General features: G+C 59.4%; 11 protein-coding genes. 6 read left to right on the plus strand and 5 right to left on the minus strand.

Annotated elements, in window-relative coordinates; translation table 11 throughout:
- Window positions 1–44 precede the first annotated feature (44 nt).
- The 3 genes from ppk2 (at window position 45) to pta (ending at window position 4,301) form a co-directional block, all read left to right on the plus strand.
- The gene (ppk2, locus tag FCN80_RS09905) at window positions 45–857 is read left to right on the plus strand and encodes a polyphosphate kinase 2 (protein WP_136989994.1); all 813 of its coding nucleotides are present in this window, start codon (window positions 45–47) and stop codon (window positions 855–857) included.
- A gap of 229 nt (window positions 858–1,086) precedes the next feature.
- The gene (locus FCN80_RS09910; RefSeq protein ID WP_136989995.1) at window positions 1,087–1,896 is read left to right on the plus strand and encodes a DeoR/GlpR family DNA-binding transcription regulator; all 810 of its coding nucleotides are present in this window, start codon (window positions 1,087–1,089) and stop codon (window positions 1,894–1,896) included.
- 263 nt (window positions 1,897–2,159) lie between these two features.
- Window positions 2,160–4,301: a phosphate acetyltransferase gene (gene pta, locus FCN80_RS09915; RefSeq protein WP_230492593.1), complete on the plus strand. Its 2,142-nt coding sequence runs from the start codon at window positions 2,160–2,162 to the stop codon at window positions 4,299–4,301.
- 97 nt (window positions 4,302–4,398) lie between these two features.
- Here the strand turns inward: pta and FCN80_RS09920 are convergent, their stop codons facing one another.
- Both FCN80_RS09920 and FCN80_RS09925 read right to left on the minus strand, forming a co-directional pair.
- Window positions 4,399–6,027, minus strand: coding sequence for an ABC transporter substrate-binding protein (locus tag FCN80_RS09920; protein WP_136989997.1), 1,629 nt, complete (start codon window positions 6,025–6,027; stop codon window positions 4,399–4,401).
- 59 nt (window positions 6,028–6,086) lie between these two features.
- The gene (locus FCN80_RS09925) at window positions 6,087–6,821 is read right to left on the minus strand and encodes a helix-turn-helix transcriptional regulator (protein ID WP_136989998.1); all 735 of its coding nucleotides are present in this window, start codon (window positions 6,819–6,821) and stop codon (window positions 6,087–6,089) included.
- A gap of 912 nt (window positions 6,822–7,733) precedes the next feature.
- Here FCN80_RS09925 and FCN80_RS09930 point away from each other — a divergent pair.
- The 3 genes from FCN80_RS09930 (at window position 7,734) to FCN80_RS09940 (ending at window position 11,084) form a co-directional block, all read left to right on the plus strand.
- Window positions 7,734–8,825: a DUF917 domain-containing protein gene (locus tag FCN80_RS09930; protein ID WP_136989999.1), complete on the plus strand. Its 1,092-nt coding sequence runs from the start codon at window positions 7,734–7,736 to the stop codon at window positions 8,823–8,825.
- Between the two features lie 3 nt (window positions 8,826–8,828).
- On the plus strand, window positions 8,829–10,385 hold the full coding sequence (locus tag FCN80_RS09935) for a hydantoinase/oxoprolinase N-terminal domain-containing protein (RefSeq protein WP_136990000.1): 1,557 nt from the start codon (window positions 8,829–8,831) through the stop codon (window positions 10,383–10,385).
- A gap of 315 nt (window positions 10,386–10,700) precedes the next feature.
- Entirely contained in the window at window positions 10,701–11,084 is a 384-nt protein-coding gene (locus tag FCN80_RS09940) for a hypothetical protein (protein WP_136990001.1), read from the plus strand.
- Here the strand turns inward: FCN80_RS09940 and FCN80_RS09945 are convergent.
- From FCN80_RS09945 to FCN80_RS09955, 3 genes are all read right to left on the minus strand, one after another.
- Complete coding sequence (locus FCN80_RS09945; protein ID WP_230492594.1) at window positions 11,078–12,172, minus strand: hypothetical protein; 1,095 nt, start codon at window positions 12,170–12,172, stop codon at window positions 11,078–11,080. The genes FCN80_RS09940 and FCN80_RS09945 overlap by 7 nt on opposite strands.
- Window positions 12,150–12,875: a dihydromonapterin reductase gene (folM, locus tag FCN80_RS09950; RefSeq protein ID WP_136990002.1), complete on the minus strand. Its 726-nt coding sequence runs from the start codon at window positions 12,873–12,875 to the stop codon at window positions 12,150–12,152. Before folM ends, FCN80_RS09945 begins: the two co-directional genes overlap by 23 nt.
- 85 nt (window positions 12,876–12,960) lie before the next feature.
- On the minus strand, window positions 12,961–16,131 hold the full coding sequence (locus FCN80_RS09955) for an efflux RND transporter permease subunit (RefSeq protein ID WP_136990003.1): 3,171 nt from the start codon (window positions 16,129–16,131) through the stop codon (window positions 12,961–12,963).
- Window positions 16,132–16,148: the final 17 nt, after the last annotated feature.

Here is a 16,148-nt window from a genome sequence, read left to right on the forward strand (position 1 = left end):
GACGATTGCCGGATCGGGGCGGGACCACGCAAGGGAGAGAACCCATGAGTAAAGATAAACAACATGGCCGCCATGACGAAAGCGCCGCGTCGGAAGCGTTGCAGGGCAAGGAGTACGAGCAGGCCCTGCATTTGCTGCAAATCGAGCTGGTGAAACTGCAACGGGAGATCATCGCCGCCAATGATCGGATCCTGGTGATTTTCGAAGGACGCGACGCGGCGGGCAAAGACGGTATCATCAAAACCATTTCCCAACACCTCAGCCCGCGCGAATTCAGGGTCGTGGCGCTGGGCAAGCCGTCGGAGCGGGATCGCGCCGAATGGTACTTCGAACGTTATGTGGCGCAACTGCCGGCGGCGCAGGAAATGGTGCTGTTCAACCGCAGTTGGTATAACCGCGCCGGCGTCGAGCGGGTGATGGGTTTTTGCACGGACGCGGAATATGACTTGTTCATGAATACCGTGACGGATTTCGAACAATTGCTGGTGAAATCCGGAATCAAAATCATCAAATATTATCTCGATATCAGCAAACACGAGCAAAAGCAGCGCCTGGAATCCCGTGAGACCGATCCCCTTAAACAGTGGAAAATCAGCCCCATCGATCAACAGGCCACCAAATATTGGAAACAATACAGTCATGCCCGCGACGAGATGTTGCTGGGGACGCATACGGCAACCACGCCTTGGGTGGTGGTGCACACCGACCATAAACATCAGGCGCGGTTGAATATCCTGCGCGACCTGCTGGGACGCCTTAATTATCAGGACAAAGATAAAAATCTGGCGTTGCCCGATCCGGAAGTGGTGTTCCCCTTCGACGCCGTGTGCATTGAAAACGGCCGACTGGCGCCTTAGCTCGCGGTTGGTCGCCGGCGGCGCCCCGCGCGGGCTGGGCCTTCGTTATCGGTATCGCGTAGTGTCCTTGAAATGCCGGCGCCGCCCCGCGCGGGCGGGGCCTCCCTACCGCCGGGGGGCCGCCCCGGTCTTTTCCCCGCGAACGCGGTCAGGAATATGCAACCCGACACTCCTCTTTTCTCTTTCTTTCGTTTACACTGGGCTTAAGTTTTAAGCACAGGTTTTTCTTATGAATACTTTTGAGCGAAGGAATAAAATTGTCGATCTGGTCAATCTTAACGGTAGCGTGAGTGTCGCCAGACTTTCGGATTCTTTTGGTACTTCTGAAGTTACGATTCGCGCCGATTTACGTTTGCTGGAACAAAAGGGACTGGTCAGCCGCTTTCACGGCGGAGCCAGCAAACCGGCAACCCATTTCACCACCGTGCCCGACGAAGCCGGTTCCCCGGCCAGGGAAAAGGATAACGCCGAGGTGCTCCTGGAGGATCGCTACCCCATGGCCGAAGACGCCAAGCGGCGCATCGCCGTTGCGTCCGCCGCCATGGTGAAGACCGGCGATACCGTTATCCTGGACAGCGGCAGCACGACGCTTCTTATCGCCAGGGAACTGGCGAACGTCGATAATATCACGGTGATTACCAATAATCTGCCCGCCGCTCAGGCGCTGTCCGACAATCAGGACATTACGCTGGTGGTCTGCGGGGGTACGCTGCGCCATAAAACCCGTTCCATGCACGGCGCCCTTGCCGAACTGTCGCTGCAAAACATCACTGCCGATATCATGTTCGTCGGCGCCGACGGCCTGGATATCCGCCAGGGCATTACCACCTTCAACGAAGGCTATGCCATCAGCGCCGTGATGGCCAAAGCGGCGCGGCGGGTGGTGGCGGTGATGGACGCCAGCAAATTCGGCCGGCGCGGTTTCAATCTGGTATTGCCCATCAGCGATATCCACTGCATCGTCACCGATACCGGCATTTCAGCGGAAGATAGACAGGCCCTGGACGAACTGCCGGCGTTGGCGACGCTCATTGTTTGACGCCAGTTTCACCCACGACGGTCGGCGTGCGCCGCCGCATTCGCCGGCGGCAACGGGGCGGATGCGTACTCCTGTCCGGTGGACCGGCAAAGGAGGCCGGGGGTAATCCCCGTGCCGGAAAGCAAGTCTGTAAGCGGCATAAAAGAATTTCGCCGTGAAAAACGCCATTATGGACGGGAAAGATTCCAACGGCGATATCGCCGCCCAACCGCGGTGTTTTGTGATTGCCTTTATCAAGAGGTCAAATTGTGCCACGTGCCATTATGTTAATTCCCACCGGTACGCGTGTGGGCCTGACCAGCGTCTGCTTGGGCGTTATGCGCGCCATGGAACGGAAGGGAGTGCGCCTCGGCGTGTATAAACCCATCGCCCAGGCCAGGGACGGCGCCGAGCGGCCGGATCAGACCACCGCCCTTATTCGGGCCAATTCGGCCATTCCCGCCGCGCAGCCGCTGGCGATGGATTACGTGGAAAACCTGCTCGGCAGCCAGCGCCACGATGTGCTGATGGAAGAGATCGTCGCGCGTTATCAGGAAAGCCGGCGAGATGCCGAAGTGATATTGGTGGAAGGCTTGATGCTGACCCGGCGGCATCAGTTCGCCAATGCGTTGAATTACGATATCGCCCGCGCCCTGAATGCCGAGATGGTGTTTGTCACGACACTGGGCACCGATTCGCCCGCGCAGCTCAAGGCGCGCCTGGAACTGGCCTGTGCCGGTTTCGGCGGTTGCGGCAATTCCAGTATCGCCGGAGTCATCATTAACAAATGGCAGGCGCCGGTGGATGAACTGGGGCGTACCCGCCCCGATCTGTTTGAACTGTTCGACGCCGACAAACAGGACGACGGCCCTTTGTCCGGTCCACGGCCGTTATTCGTCAACAGTCCGCTTAAGGTGTTGGGTTGCATACCCTGGCGGTTCGACCTGATCGCTACCCGCGCCGTGGATATGGCGCGTCATCTCCATGCGCGGGTCATTAACGCCGGGGATATGGCCACCCGCCGGGTACAATCGATCACGTTTTGCGCCCGGGAACTGGGCAATATGTTGCAGCATTTCCGTCCCGGCGCTTTACTGGTGACGTGCGCGGATCGCCCGGAAGTTCTGGTGGCGGCCTGTCTGGCCGCCATGAACGGGGTCGCCATCGGCGCGGTGCTGCTTACTGGCGGTTATCCCATCCCCGCGGCGGTGGCCGCGTTGTGCGAACGGGCGTTCCAGACCGGTTTACCGGTGTTCATGGTGGACAGTAACACCTGGCAGACATCCCTTAATCTGCAAAGCTTCAATTTGGAAGTGCCGGTGGATGATCACTTGCGAGTGGAAAAAGTCCAGGATTACATCGCCGGTTTCATCGACGCCCACTGGATTGAATCCCTGAGCGCCGAGTCGCAGCGCTCACGACGCCTTTCGCCGCCGGCTTTCCGTTACGCGCTGACTGAACGGGCGCGCCGGGCCGGCAAAACCATCGTGCTGCCGGAAGGGGATGAACCCCGCACGGTACAGGCGGCCGCCATCTGCGCTGAACGAGGCATCGCCCGCTGCATCCTGCTGGGGGTGCCCGACGATATTCGTCGGGTGGCCGCCGCCCAGGGGGTAACGCTCGGCGATGGCGTCGAACTGCTGGACCCGGAGCCGCTGCGTGAGCGTTATTTGGCGCGGTTGGTGGCGTTGCGCAAAAACAAGGGGATGACCGAGGTGGTGGCGCGCGAACAACTGGAAGATAATGTCATGCTCGCCACCCTGATGCTGGAGGGCGGCGACGTGGACGGGCTGGTTTCGGGGGCGGTGCATACCACCGCCAATACATTGCGTCCGGCGCTGCAAATCCTTAAGACGGCGCCCGGCGGTTCGCTGGTGTCGTCGATCTTTTTCATGCTGTTGCCCGAACAGGTATTGGTTTACGGGGATTGCGCCATTAATCCGGATCCCGATGCCGAGCAACTGGCGGAAATCGCCATCCAGTCCGCCGATTCGGCGGCCGCTTTCGGCATAGAGCCGCGGGTGGCGATGATGTCTTATTCCACCGGGACATCGGGCGTCGGCAGCGATGTGGACAAAGTCCGAGAAGCCACCCGGCGGGTCCGGGCGAAACGTCCTGATTTGATAGTCGACGGGCCGTTGCAGTACGATGCCGCCATCATGGCCGATGTCGCCCATACCAAAGCGCCGGATTCGCCGGTGGCCGGCCGGGCCACCGTCATTATTTTCCCCGATCTGAATACCGGCAATACCACCTACAAGGCGGTACAGCGTTCGGCGGATCTGGTGTCCATCGGACCGATGCTGCAAGGGTTGCGTAAGCCGGTCAACGATCTTTCCCGTGGCGCGCTGGTGGACGACATCGTCTATACCATCGCGTTGACCGCCATTCAAGCCTCATGGCAAACAGCGGCGGCGGCGCCTTGAGTCCGGCGCGGGGGGGCTTCGGCGGCGCGTCCGCGCGCCGGATCGCCGGCCTGGCGCCCTGCAACCTGGACGCATACGGTGCCCCCACCGGGCGTCTCTAGTGCGACATGATATAAAGATCCTTGGTGGCGATAAATCCCAGCCGTGTTTCATGGAAGCCGCCAACATGCGGTTTCACCAGTCTCACGCCCACATGATGGAAAACCGGAATACCCGGCGCGTCTTCAGCCAGCGTATTTTCAGCCTGTTGATAAAAAGGCGCGGCGGCGGCGGTTGACGCCGCGCGGGCGGCGCTGTCCAGCGCGGCGTCGTAAGCGGGACTGCGATAGCCCGCAAAGTTGCCGCTATCGCCGCCGCGAAAGTTGTTCAGGAAAGTGGAGGGATCGTTGTAATCCGCATACCAGCCCGAGCGCACGACGGCGAAATCGCCGGTACGCGCCTTATCCAGCATGGATTTCCACTCCTGGTGCGCCAGGATGGCTTCCACGCCCAGGTTTTTTTTCCACATGGAACTGGCCGCGATGGCCAGGCGCCGGTGTGTTTCAGAGGTATTGTACAATAACTTGAACTGTAAGGGCCGTTGCGTGCTGAAACCGGCCTGCGCCAGGAGTTCCCGCGCCCGGTCCAGGCGTTGCTGGCGGGTCCAGCGGGCGTAATACGGTTCTTGGAGTCGATGACCGCCGATATCCGGCGGACTGAAAAGAAAGGCCGGGCTCTGGCCCTGACCCATGATTCGCTCGGCGATGATATCCTTGTCCAGACCGAGGTTAAGGGCAAGCCTGACCCGGGCGTCATCGAAAGGCGGCTTGCGGGTATTGATGTCGTAGTAATAGGTTCCCAGCAGCGGCGTAATGCGCATTTCGCCGCCGTAACGCTTTTGCAGGTCGGCGAACTGGGTTTCAGGAAGGGTTTTGACAATATCGATTTCGCCGGCGAGATACCGGTTGAGCGCGGCGGTCTCGGAGACGATGGGCAGGTAGGTGACCCGTTCAATCCGTGTTTGCCCGTCATCCCAATAGCAGCGGTTTCTCACCCCCGTCAGTTTCTCGTTGACCACCCATTCTTGCAGGGTAAAAGGGCCGCTGCTGACAAAGGTTGCCGGTTGCGCCCATTTTTCTCCGGCCTTGGCTATTCGCGCGGTATTGACGGGCACCAGCACCTGATGCGCCAGCATCTGGAGAAAATAGGCCATGGGCTGGCGCAGCCGGATTTCGACCCTTAGATCATCCAGCGCCCGGACGCCCAGCGCCGATGGCGGTTGCCGGCCGTCGGCGATATCCGCGGCATGTTCCACCTGCATATTGGCCAGATAGCTGGCGTAGGGGGAGGCGGTGGCGGGATCGGCCAGCCGGCGCCAGCTCGCCGCGACATCCCCGGCGGTGATGGGATCGCCGTTCGACCAGCGTAAATGGGGGCGCAAATGAAAGACCCAGCGGGTGGGATGGGATTGTTCCCAGCGGATGGCCAGCCGGGGCTCGATGACGCCGTCATCGCCGATGGCGATAAGCGGCTCGAAGAAATCATTGATAATGGCGAATTCCACATCGCTCTCCACTTTATGCGGGTCGAGCGACGCGGGTTCGGCCATATTTTGCCGGACAATTTCCTGCCGGGCGTCCAACTGGACGCCGGCGGGGATACTGGCGGCCCGGGCGTCGGCAAATACCCATCCGGCCGGCAGGCACAGCAGGTAATATCCTATGCGTAAAACGGTGATCAATTTCATTGTCTTATCCTGGTTAACGCGCGACAACGGAAACGGCCTGGCCGTTATCGACGCGGTGTTTAATTATGGCTGGCGGTTAGCATCCGACTGCCGGGTTGAAAAAATTTTTGCGGAATATAACGGTCATAGCCTTTCGCCTTACAGAACTCCTGAAATTGTCCCAGGCTGTGGACGCCGGCTTTCTGATATATCTGTTGCAATCTGTTTTCAATGGTTCGGTGAGAACGGTTGAGTTTTTTGGCGATATGTTTGCTGGACAAGGATTGCAGCACAAAAAATATGACATCCAGCTCGCCTTCGGAGAAAAGATCTTCTGGCGGGAAAAAACAAAACGTGCCCGGTTCTTCCCCATTGATATGCTCCAAGAGGGAGTAGTTTTCCAATTTGCGGGCATGAAAGATGATGCCGACGCATTTTGCAGTGGTATTATCGAACAGGGGGAATTTATCAAAATAATAGGGCTTGAGAATTTGCTCCGGGCCATAGCAGTGAATTTCCAACGAGCACAGCCTGTCCTTCAACGCCAGGGTATGACGATCATGTTCCTTGAAAAACCAGGCGAATTTGGCGATTGAACAGGGTAATTCGTCGTCATAATGCCCTTCAATGCGCACCGATGAGGGATCAAGATTAAGTAATTCATAATAAGCCTTATTGGCATATACGTAACGGGAATCGGTATTTTTCACGCCCCAGGGTTCGCTGGAACTTTCCCATAAAATCAGCAATTGCTTGGATATGTTTATTGAATAGGCTTCAAAGGCCGCAAAAGCCTCACTGAGATCATGATTCATCTATTTATCATCCAATCCATTATTATCTTTAATGACAATTGACATGACCGCGAACCAATTGTCGCATCGCTTGTATACGCGTCGTACTTCACCTTGCGTCTTTGTCGGCGGCGTTCGCGCGCCCCGGTCGCCGCGTCGTCAAGGCGCCTGGCAAGGCGTGAGGGACCTTTCCGTCCCGCACCCGGGGCCCGCCCGCTGGTGGTTGAATCCGTTTCCAGCGGATTTGTCGCTGACTTGCCGTCGAGATGCCGTTTAAATGATTTATACCCGTCATACGACAAGCCGGCGCTTTGTCGGCTACGCTCGCTCGCCCCAGTCACAAAGTGAGCTATGCTCCTGGGGACTTTCTCGCTTGCCGCCGCGATGCGACTCGACGTATTAAGAGTATAACGTTTATCAAATACCCCGGTTCGGCATATTTGAATAATTAACATTTAAATAGTGGTAATTCCTATCCCCCCGATTAAATGAGGAAGTGTTTATTTTCTTTTGGGGGAAATATGCTATCCTTTTTTTAGCAAAAAACTGGCGGTACGACAACTTTTTATGGCTTTATTTGTTGTTGGTTATTGAAAATTAAAATACGGTTTTACCGAATTATGATCGGGCTATTATTAACGTAAAGATCGACACGCGATAATTCGGGCAGCATCACGGCGACAATTGAACGCGTCTCCGGCGCATAAACGACGCCCTGGTCGGGGCGAGCGAACGCTGCCGACAAAGAGGCCAGCGGCAGTCTGCCGCAGACAGTGGTCTTAACGGCCGGGTGACCGCCGGCGGCCAACGATGGGATACGCCCCGGGAATTACCCTGGCCGCCCGCATTGCGCGCCTACCCCGGTTTCGACGTGCGGTTTCCCGCGTCTCGGTGGTCGTTAACCCGGACCCTCACTCATACCAAGGATGATTCATGCGGCTATTGGACAAACACGCCATCGAACAAATCAGTATCGGCGCTTCGCTACTCGCCAGCGGCGGCGGCGGCGATCCCTACATCGGCAAAATCATGGCGTTGGCGGCCGTGGAGGAGAAGGGGCCGCCTGGGCTGCTGCCGGTGGCGGCGTTCAAGACGGATGCGCTACTCCTCTCCACCGGTATGATAGGCTCCCCCACGGTTATGATGGAGAAAGTGCCGAACGGCGACGAATCGCTTATCGCCTGTCGACTGATAGAAGAGCGTCTCGGCCGGTCCATCGACGGCATTTATCCCATTGAGGCCGGCGGCATCAACTCATTATTGCCGCTGGCGACCGCCGCCCGACTCGGCCTGCCGGTGGCGGACCTCGATGCCATGGGACGGGCCTTTCCGGAATTCCAGATGACCACGTTCCACCTGGATCAGGTGGCGGCGTCGCCCTTCGTGGTAGTCGACGAGAAGGGCGATGCCGCGGTGATCGAGGCCAAAGACAATGTGCGCGCGGAGAAATTCGCCCGGGCCGTCTCGGTGAAAATGGGCGGGGCGGCCATCTTCGCCGCCTATCCCATCTCACCGGCGCAAGCCGCGGCGTCGGGCATTATCGGCACCCTGAGCCAGATGCGGCGGCTGGGCGAGCAGGTTGAGGCGGCGCGGCGCGGCAAGCGCGACGTGCTGACCATGCTGGTGGACGCGCTGGGAGGGCACATCCTTTTTCGCGGCAAGGCCGTCATGGTGGATCAGCGCAGCGAGGGTGGTTTCACCCGTGGTATGGTGGGTTTTGTCGGTATAGACGATTATCAGGGCCGGCGGTTCGACGTTTTTTTTCAGAACGAATATCTGCTAGCCCAATGCGGTCAGCGGCCATTATGCATGACGCCGGATCTGATCCTGCTGCTGGACGAGGATACCGGGCGGCCGATACTGGGCGAGCGCCTGCGCTACGGCGTGCGGGTGGCCGCCCTGGGCGTGCCGGCCAACGCGAGATGGCGGACGGCGCGCGGCATTGATGTGGCCGGGCCCCGCTATTTTCGCTATCAGACCGACTACATCGCGGTGGAAACCCTGGCCGCCGCCCAGGAGGGATGAGCCATGACCTATCGAATCGGCATTGATGTCGGCGGAACAAACACCGACGCCGTCTTACTGGACCGGGACAAGGGCATTGTCGCCCGGATAAAGCAACCCACCACGCCGGAGGCGATGGAGGGGATCGGCCATGCCATCGCGGCGCTACTGCGCGAGGCGGCCGTCGATAAATCCGCCGTCGGCCAGGCCATGCTGGGCACCACCCACTGCACCAATGCCATCGTGGAGCGCAAAGGACTCAATTCCCTGGCCCATTTCCGGCTGGGCGCGCCGGCCACGTTGGCCATCCCGCCGATGAGCGATATCCCGGCGGACCTCAGGGCGTTACTGTCGGCCCGGCTGTTTACCGTCGACGGCGGTTACGAGTACGACGGCGCATTGTTGGCGTCCCTTGACGAAAGGCGAGTCCGTGAATGCCTGAAATCCGTGCGGGGCCGGGTGGATTCCATCTCCGTTTGCGGCGTGTTCGCTCCGGTTTCCGGCTGGCAGGAACGGCAAGTGGCAGAATGGGCGCGGGAAGAACTCGGCGCGGATATGCCGATCTCCCTCTCGGGAGATATTGGTTCGGTGGGTTTGCTGGAGCGGGAAAACGCCGCCATTTTGAACGCGTCGCTGCAAAGGGTGTCGCACGGCATCACCCAGGGGTTCGATCAGGCGTTACGGCGCCACGGCATTCGGGCGGATATCTTTTTCGGCCAGAATGACGGTACGCTTATGCCGTTGCGCCAGGCGCGGGCATTTCCCGTACTGACCATCGCCTCCGGGCCTACCAACAGCATTCGCGGCGCCGCTTACCTGGCCGATATGCGCGATGCGCTGGTGGTGGATGTCGGGGGCACCACCACTGACATCGGCGTGCTGTCCAGGGGATTGCCGCGGGAGTCCGGCCACGCGGTGGAAATCGGCGGCGTCCGGACCAACTTCCGGATGCCCGACATCGTCTCCATCGGTTTGGGAGGCGGCTCAATCGTCACGACGGACGGCAAAGGCGCCATTCAGATAGGGCCGCAAAGCGTCGGCTATCAGTTGCGGCAGCGCGCGCTGGTTTTCGGCGGCGATACGTTGACCGTCACTGATATCGCGGTGGCCAAGGGGATGATGCGGCTAGGGGACGCCAGCCGGGTGCGGCATCTTTCCGCCGGGCTGGTCGAAGGCGCGTTCGCCTGCTATGTCGCTATGGTGGAAGAGGTCATCGGCCGTCTGAAAAGCCATGACGCGCCTATGCCGGTCGTACTGGTGGGCGGCGGCGCGGGCCTGCTGCCCACCCGCCTGAAAGGCGCCTCGACAGTGATCCGTCCGGCCGACGCCGATGTCGCCAACGCCGTCGGGGTCGCCATCGCCCAGGTCAGCGGCGTCGTTGATACCATTGTTTCGCTGGACAGCGGCGATCGGGAGGCCCGTCTGGCGTCCGCCGCCGCGGGCGCGCGGGCGGCGGCCATCAATGCCGGCGCCATACCCGACACGGTGGATATTATTGAACTGGATACGCTGCCCCTGGCCTATATGCCAGGCAATGCGCTGCGTATACGCGCCAAGGCGGTGGGGACGTTGAAATTCTGACGGCGGGAGCACGAGTGAAGGTATTAGCTACTCTGGGTTGTACGACAGTTTCGCTTTGTAATGGGAAAAGTGGCTTTGTGAATATGTGTGGGAGTGTGTGGGAGAAAGATAATGTCTACCCCTGATTCTTGCTTTTATAAATTCCTCTTTGAAAGCAATCTCGAATTTTGCAGGAAAGGTGATGGTAGCACGGTAATTTATGGTTCGTTGAATCTGACCTCCAGCGGCATCACCCAGATACCGGATAAACTGACTATAATCAACTCGTTAATAATGAGGCATTGTGATATAGAATGCTTGCCGGGAAAATTGCATGTGATCGAAGACCTGGATTTGAAAAACACGCCGATAAAAACGTTACCGAAAGATCTGCAGGTGGGCGGCAATCTTTTTCTGGAGAATTCCCAAATCTACGCGTTGCCGGATAACATGGGCATAGACGGCGGTCTGGACCTGGAGAACACCCCAATCGCGCAATTGCCCAGTAACCTGTTCGTCGGCGATTATCTTAATATCCAGGGCACGAATATTACGTCGTTGCCAAAGGATTTATACGTCGGCCAGAATCTATTGATGGATACCGATAAGATTGCCCGCGATGCCGCCTTTCAGTCCATCATGGCCCGCGGCGTGATCTGGCCCCGGCCCGAACGGTATGGCGATGCCCGCGCCGAATCCGGCGACGGTATCGTCTATTGATCGAATCCAAACCGCCGCCAATCGATGTCTCGGTAGGCTTGTTCAACCAGGGCGATATCCTCTCGGCGGCTGCTGGCATGCACGTTGTTAAGCGCCGGTATCGCCAGATGCAGCGGCTGGCATAATGGATAATCCCGCACTCTCAGTTCCGGCGCGATAGACGTCAACAAGGCCAGCGTCGGGACGGCGAATCCGGCCGCGGCATGCACGGCCGCCGAGTCCGATGTCAGCACGAAACGGGCGTGTTTTATCCAGGAGAGGAATTGGGCGGTATCGATGGAACGCGGGCGGATATCACTATAGCGGGTGTGGGAAACGGCGGCAAAACCTAGCACAGGACAACCGAAGCGCCGCCACAGCCCCTCCACCAAAACCTGATGCATAAACACGGGAATGCTGCGTAGCGGCGTGCTGGACTGCGGACAAAACAGCACATAGTCCTGTCGATCCCAGGGCCGAGGCGGCGCGGGCAGGCACACATCATCCAGCCATCGGTTGGTTTTCAGGGCCGGCGGCGTTTGCGCCGGATTCGTGCCCAGCGCCCGGAGGAAAAAATCGATCATGGGCAAAGTGGCAAAGTCCGGCCAGAACAGATGGTTACCCAAATCAATGCGCGGCGCTCCGGTTGGCAGATCCGCCAGACGCCAGGGCAACGAGCGCATATCGGCCACCAGATGGTTGGCCAGACGGTAAAGCTGGTCGACATAGGCCGGGATGCGCGCCGGTCGGTAAAGCAGGCAACGCAGCCGTGGGTTCAGTTGTCGCAAAGCCCGAAGCGCGGTCAGGCCGATAATGGCATCGCCCAGGGCCACGCCCATGCCGTTGACGATGTGCGCCTCGGCTATTTCGGCGTAATTCAGAATGAAAGGCGCGGCGGCGGCGCACAGGATACCGGGTTGGTCGGCCAGGGCGTGGTATTGTCCGCCGCGTTCGGCACCCGGCTGCTGTTCGATATCGTAAGGGGCGATGATACGGCCATCGGCGTCAAGCAGGCTGCCCGGATGAAACAGGACGTCATCGTCGGCAATCAGCCCCATGTCGGGGAACTCCCCGCGTCCGACCGGCTTACCGCAGGCATCGTCCGCCATCCAGGCTCAGGGTCTTGCCGGTCATGTAGCGGCATTGGAACAAATAATGCACCAGATTAACGATCTCCTGTTCGCCAGGCTCGATCCCCATCAGTGTCTTATCCAGCACGCGACGGCGATACGCCTCGCCGTCCCCCTCATTGAAAAGAATCAAGGCCGGCGCGATGGCGTTGACCTTCACATCCGGGGCCATTTTTCGGGCGAAGGAGCGGGTGAGGTTATCCAGCGCCGCTTTGCTGGCGGCATAGGCGATATGTTTTTTACTGCCTTTGTCCACCGCGAAATCGGTGATATGAATGATATCCGCGGCGGCATGCCCCTGGCCGCGCAACAGCGGTTCAAGGGACAGATTCAGCAGATAGGGCGCGTTGACATGCACCTGCAACATTTCCGCCAGGGTTTCCTCCGGCGGCACATCGGGACTTTCGGCCCGCCAAGCGCTGGCGTTATGGACGATGGCCCGCAGTTTGCGCGTGCGGTTTTTGACCTCATCAGCCAGGGCATAGATCCCGCGGTTATCGGAAAAATCCGCGTGGACGCACTGGGCGCCGAGGCGCGCCAATTCGTCCAGCGCCGGATAATATTGCCGGTAACTGACAATGACCGGAATGCGCTGTCGCAGCAAGGATTCGGCCAGCGCCAACCCAATGCGGCGCGCGCCGCCGGTAATGAGTACCGGCGCGGGTGGGGTGATGTTTGTCAACCAGAACTCCTGAACCTATTGGCTTCGCGTCTTGGAATGGCGTCATTATATCGACAAACATCCCCCGCGCTCCATTTCTCTTTCGTCAGCTGGCGTGGCGCTCCCCCCGTTGGCCGGACGCCGGCGAGTCGGCTTTCCGATTAACCAGCGTGCGCAACGCCACATAGAAGACCGGGGTTAGGAACAGGCCGAACCCGGTGACGCCGAGCATACCGGCGAACACCGTGATGCCGGTGACGCTTCGCACTTCCGCGCCGGGCCCGTGGCCGAGGATCAGCGGAACGGTGCCGGCGATAAAGGCAATCGATGTCATGACGATGGGCCGCAGCCGTAGTCGGCAGGCTTCCAGCGCGGCGGCCACAATGGTTCGTCCCTGTCGTTCCAGCTCGCGGGCGAATTCCACGATAAGAATAGCGTTCTTACAGGCCAGTCCCATCAGCACCACCAGGCCGACTTGCACGAAAACGTTGTTGTCGCCGCCGGTCAACCACACCCCGAACAGGGCGGAAAGCAGCGTCATCGGGACAATAAGGATCACCGCCAGCGGCAACGTCCAGCTTTCATACAATGCCGCCAACACCAGAAACGCCAGCAAAACCGCCACCGGAAAGACAATCAGCGCCGTATTGCCCTGGGTGGCCTGCTGATAACTGAGATCGGTCCACTCAATATTCATACCATGGGGCAGCACATGGGCGGCAATCGCCGCCACTTTGTCCATGGCCTGGCCGGAAGACAGCACGCGGGGGTCGGCGTCACCGATGAGATCCGCGGCCGGGTAGCCGTTATAACGGATAACCGGGTCCGGACCGTAGGTGGTAGCCAGCGAAACCATGCTGCCGATGGGCACCATTTCGCCCCGGTTGTTACGGGTCCTAAGCGCGAGAATATCCGCGGGTCGTTCGCGAAAAGGCGCATCAGCCTGAACGAAGACCTGCCAGGTACGCCCGAACCGGTTAAAATCGTTAACATAGGTTGAACCGAGATAGGTCTGTAGCGTGGAGAACAATTCGGTCAGCGCTACCCCTTGCGCCTTGGCCTTGTCCCGATCGATGCGCGCGTCCAGTTGCGGTACGTTGGCTTGATAGGCGCTGATGGGAAACTGCATGCCCGGTGTTTGCGCAATGGCGCCGGACATGGCGTTGACCGCGTTCTGCAACGGGCCGTAACCCAGCCCGCCCCTATCCTGGATATATAAAGAGTAACCCGAACCCTGACCCAGGCCGAGAATGGGCGGCGGCATGATGGAAAAGGCGAAGCCTTCCTGGATACGGCTGATTTTGGCGTTGATGTCGGCGTTGATCTCGGCCGCGCTGCGATGCCGTTCGTTCAGGGGTTTCAGGGTAAAAAACACCGTGCCGGTGTTGGGCGTATTGGTGAACTGTAACGGATTTAAACCGGGAAAGGCCACCGCGTCGCTAACGCCGTCAGTGGCGAGTCCGATGGCGCTCATCCGGCGAATCACCGCATCAGTGCGAGCCAGGGACGCGCCCTCGGGCATCTTAACGCCGCCGATAAGATACAGTTTATCCTGGGTGGGGATAAATCCGCTCGGCACCGCTTTAAACAATCCGCCGGCGGCGGCCAGCAGTACGGCATAGACCGCGAACACCGCGCCGCGCCGGCCGAGGGTGCGCCCCACCGCGCCCTGGTATCGATGGGACGTTGAAGTAAAAAACCGGTTGAACGGACGGAATAGCCAGCCCAGCAGAAAATCAATCAGCCGGCTCGGTACATCCTTGGGGGCGTCGTGGGCTTTTAGCAGCCTGGCCGCCAGCGCCGGCGATAGCGTCAGGGAATTCACCGCCGAGATGACTGTGGAAATGGCGATGGTCACCGCGAACTGCTTATAGAACTGGCCGATAACGCCGGACAAAAAAGCCATCGGCACGAACACCGCGCACAGCACCAGCGCGATGGCGATAATCGGGCCGGAGACTTCACGCATCGCCTGATGCGCCGCCGCCACCGGATGGCGTCCCTCGGCGATGTTCCGCTCGACGTTTTCCACCACCACGATGGCGTCATCCACCACGATGCCGATGGCCAGCACCAGCCCGAACAGACTAAGGGTATTGAGTGAAAATCCCAACAGATAAAGCACGGCGAAGGTACCGATCACGGATATCGGCACCGCCAGCAACGGGATGATCGACGCCCGCCAGGTTTGCAGGAATAAAATGACCACCAGCACCACCAGAATCACCGCCTCGCACAGCGTCTGGATCACGGCGTGGATGGAATCGCGCACGAACACCGTGGGATCGTAGGGCGCCTGCCAGGTCATCCCTTCGGGAAAGCGGGTCGCCAGTTCGGCCATTTTGGCGCGTACCGCATTGGAGAGATCGATGGCATTGGCGCCTGGCGCCTGGAAAATGCCGATTCCCACGGCTTCCTGGTTGTTGAGTTGCGAACGCAGCGCATAACTGCCGGCGCCCATTTCGATGCGGGCGATATCCCGTAGCCTGACCACCTGCCCGTCATCGCCGCTTTTGAGGATAATATTGCCGAACTCCTCCTCGTTTGTCAGACGGCCTTGGGCATTGACGGACAACAGAAAATCGCTGCCGCGCGGCATAGGCTCCGCCCCCAATTGGCCGGCGGAAACCTGGACATTCTGTTCCCGTATGGCCGCCACCACATCCGAGGCGGTCAGCCCGCGCGCGGCGGCTTTTTGCGGATCCAGCCAGACCCGCATGGCGTATTCGCCGGCGCCGAAAATCTGGACCTGGCCGACGCCGGGCAAACGGGCCAGTTCGTCTTTCACATTCAGGGTGGCGTAATTGCGCAAATAGAGTGAATCATATTTGCCGGAAGGCGACGTGAGATGAACCACCAGCGTCATGGTGGGGGATTGTTTTTGCGTGGTAATGCCAAGGCGCACCACATCCTCCGGCAAGCGGGCCTGCGCCTGCGCCACTCGGTTTTGCACTTGTACCTGCGCCTGATCGGGATCGGTGCCGGGGCGGAACGTGACGGTTATCACCAGGACGCCGTCCGAGCCGGCAACCGATTTCATATACATCATGTTTTCCACGCCGTTAATCGCCTCTTCCAGCGGTGTGGCGACGGTTTCGGCAATTTCCTTGGGATTGGCGCCGGGGTACTGCGCTCTCACCTGAACGCTTGGCGGCACCACGTCAGGGTATTCACTGACGGGCAAGAGCGGCAGAGCGATAAGACCGGTCACAAAAATGATGATTGACAGCACGGCGGCAAAAATTGGCCGATCGATAAAAAACCGCGAAAAATCCATAAATTCATTCCCAGGGC

The organism is Martelella alba (assembly GCF_005217455.1).
Lineage (GTDB): Bacteria > Pseudomonadota > Gammaproteobacteria > Enterobacterales > Enterobacteriaceae > Acerihabitans.

Coding starts and splice junctions, on each gene's coding strand:
- ppk2 (WP_136989994.1), top strand. CDS start 45: ATGAGTAAAGATAAACAACATGGCCGCCATGACGAAAGCGCCGCGTCG.
- FCN80_RS09925 (WP_136989998.1), bottom strand. CDS start 6,821: ATGAATCATGATCTCAGTGAGGCTTTTGCGGCCTTTGAAGCCTATTCA.
- FCN80_RS09930 (WP_136989999.1), top strand. CDS start 7,734: ATGCGGCTATTGGACAAACACGCCATCGAACAAATCAGTATCGGCGCT.
- FCN80_RS09955 (WP_136990003.1), bottom strand. CDS start 16,131: ATGGATTTTTCGCGGTTTTTTATCGATCGGCCAATTTTTGCCGCCGTG.
- FCN80_RS09910 (WP_136989995.1), top strand. CDS start 1,087: ATGAATACTTTTGAGCGAAGGAATAAAATTGTCGATCTGGTCAATCTT.
- pta (WP_230492593.1), top strand. CDS start 2,160: ATGTTAATTCCCACCGGTACGCGTGTGGGCCTGACCAGCGTCTGCTTG.
- FCN80_RS09935 (WP_136990000.1), top strand. CDS start 8,829: ATGACCTATCGAATCGGCATTGATGTCGGCGGAACAAACACCGACGCC.
- FCN80_RS09920 (WP_136989997.1), bottom strand. CDS start 6,027: ATGAAATTGATCACCGTTTTACGCATAGGATATTACCTGCTGTGCCTG.
- FCN80_RS09945 (WP_230492594.1), bottom strand. CDS start 12,172: ATGGCGGACGATGCCTGCGGTAAGCCGGTCGGACGCGGGGAGTTCCCC.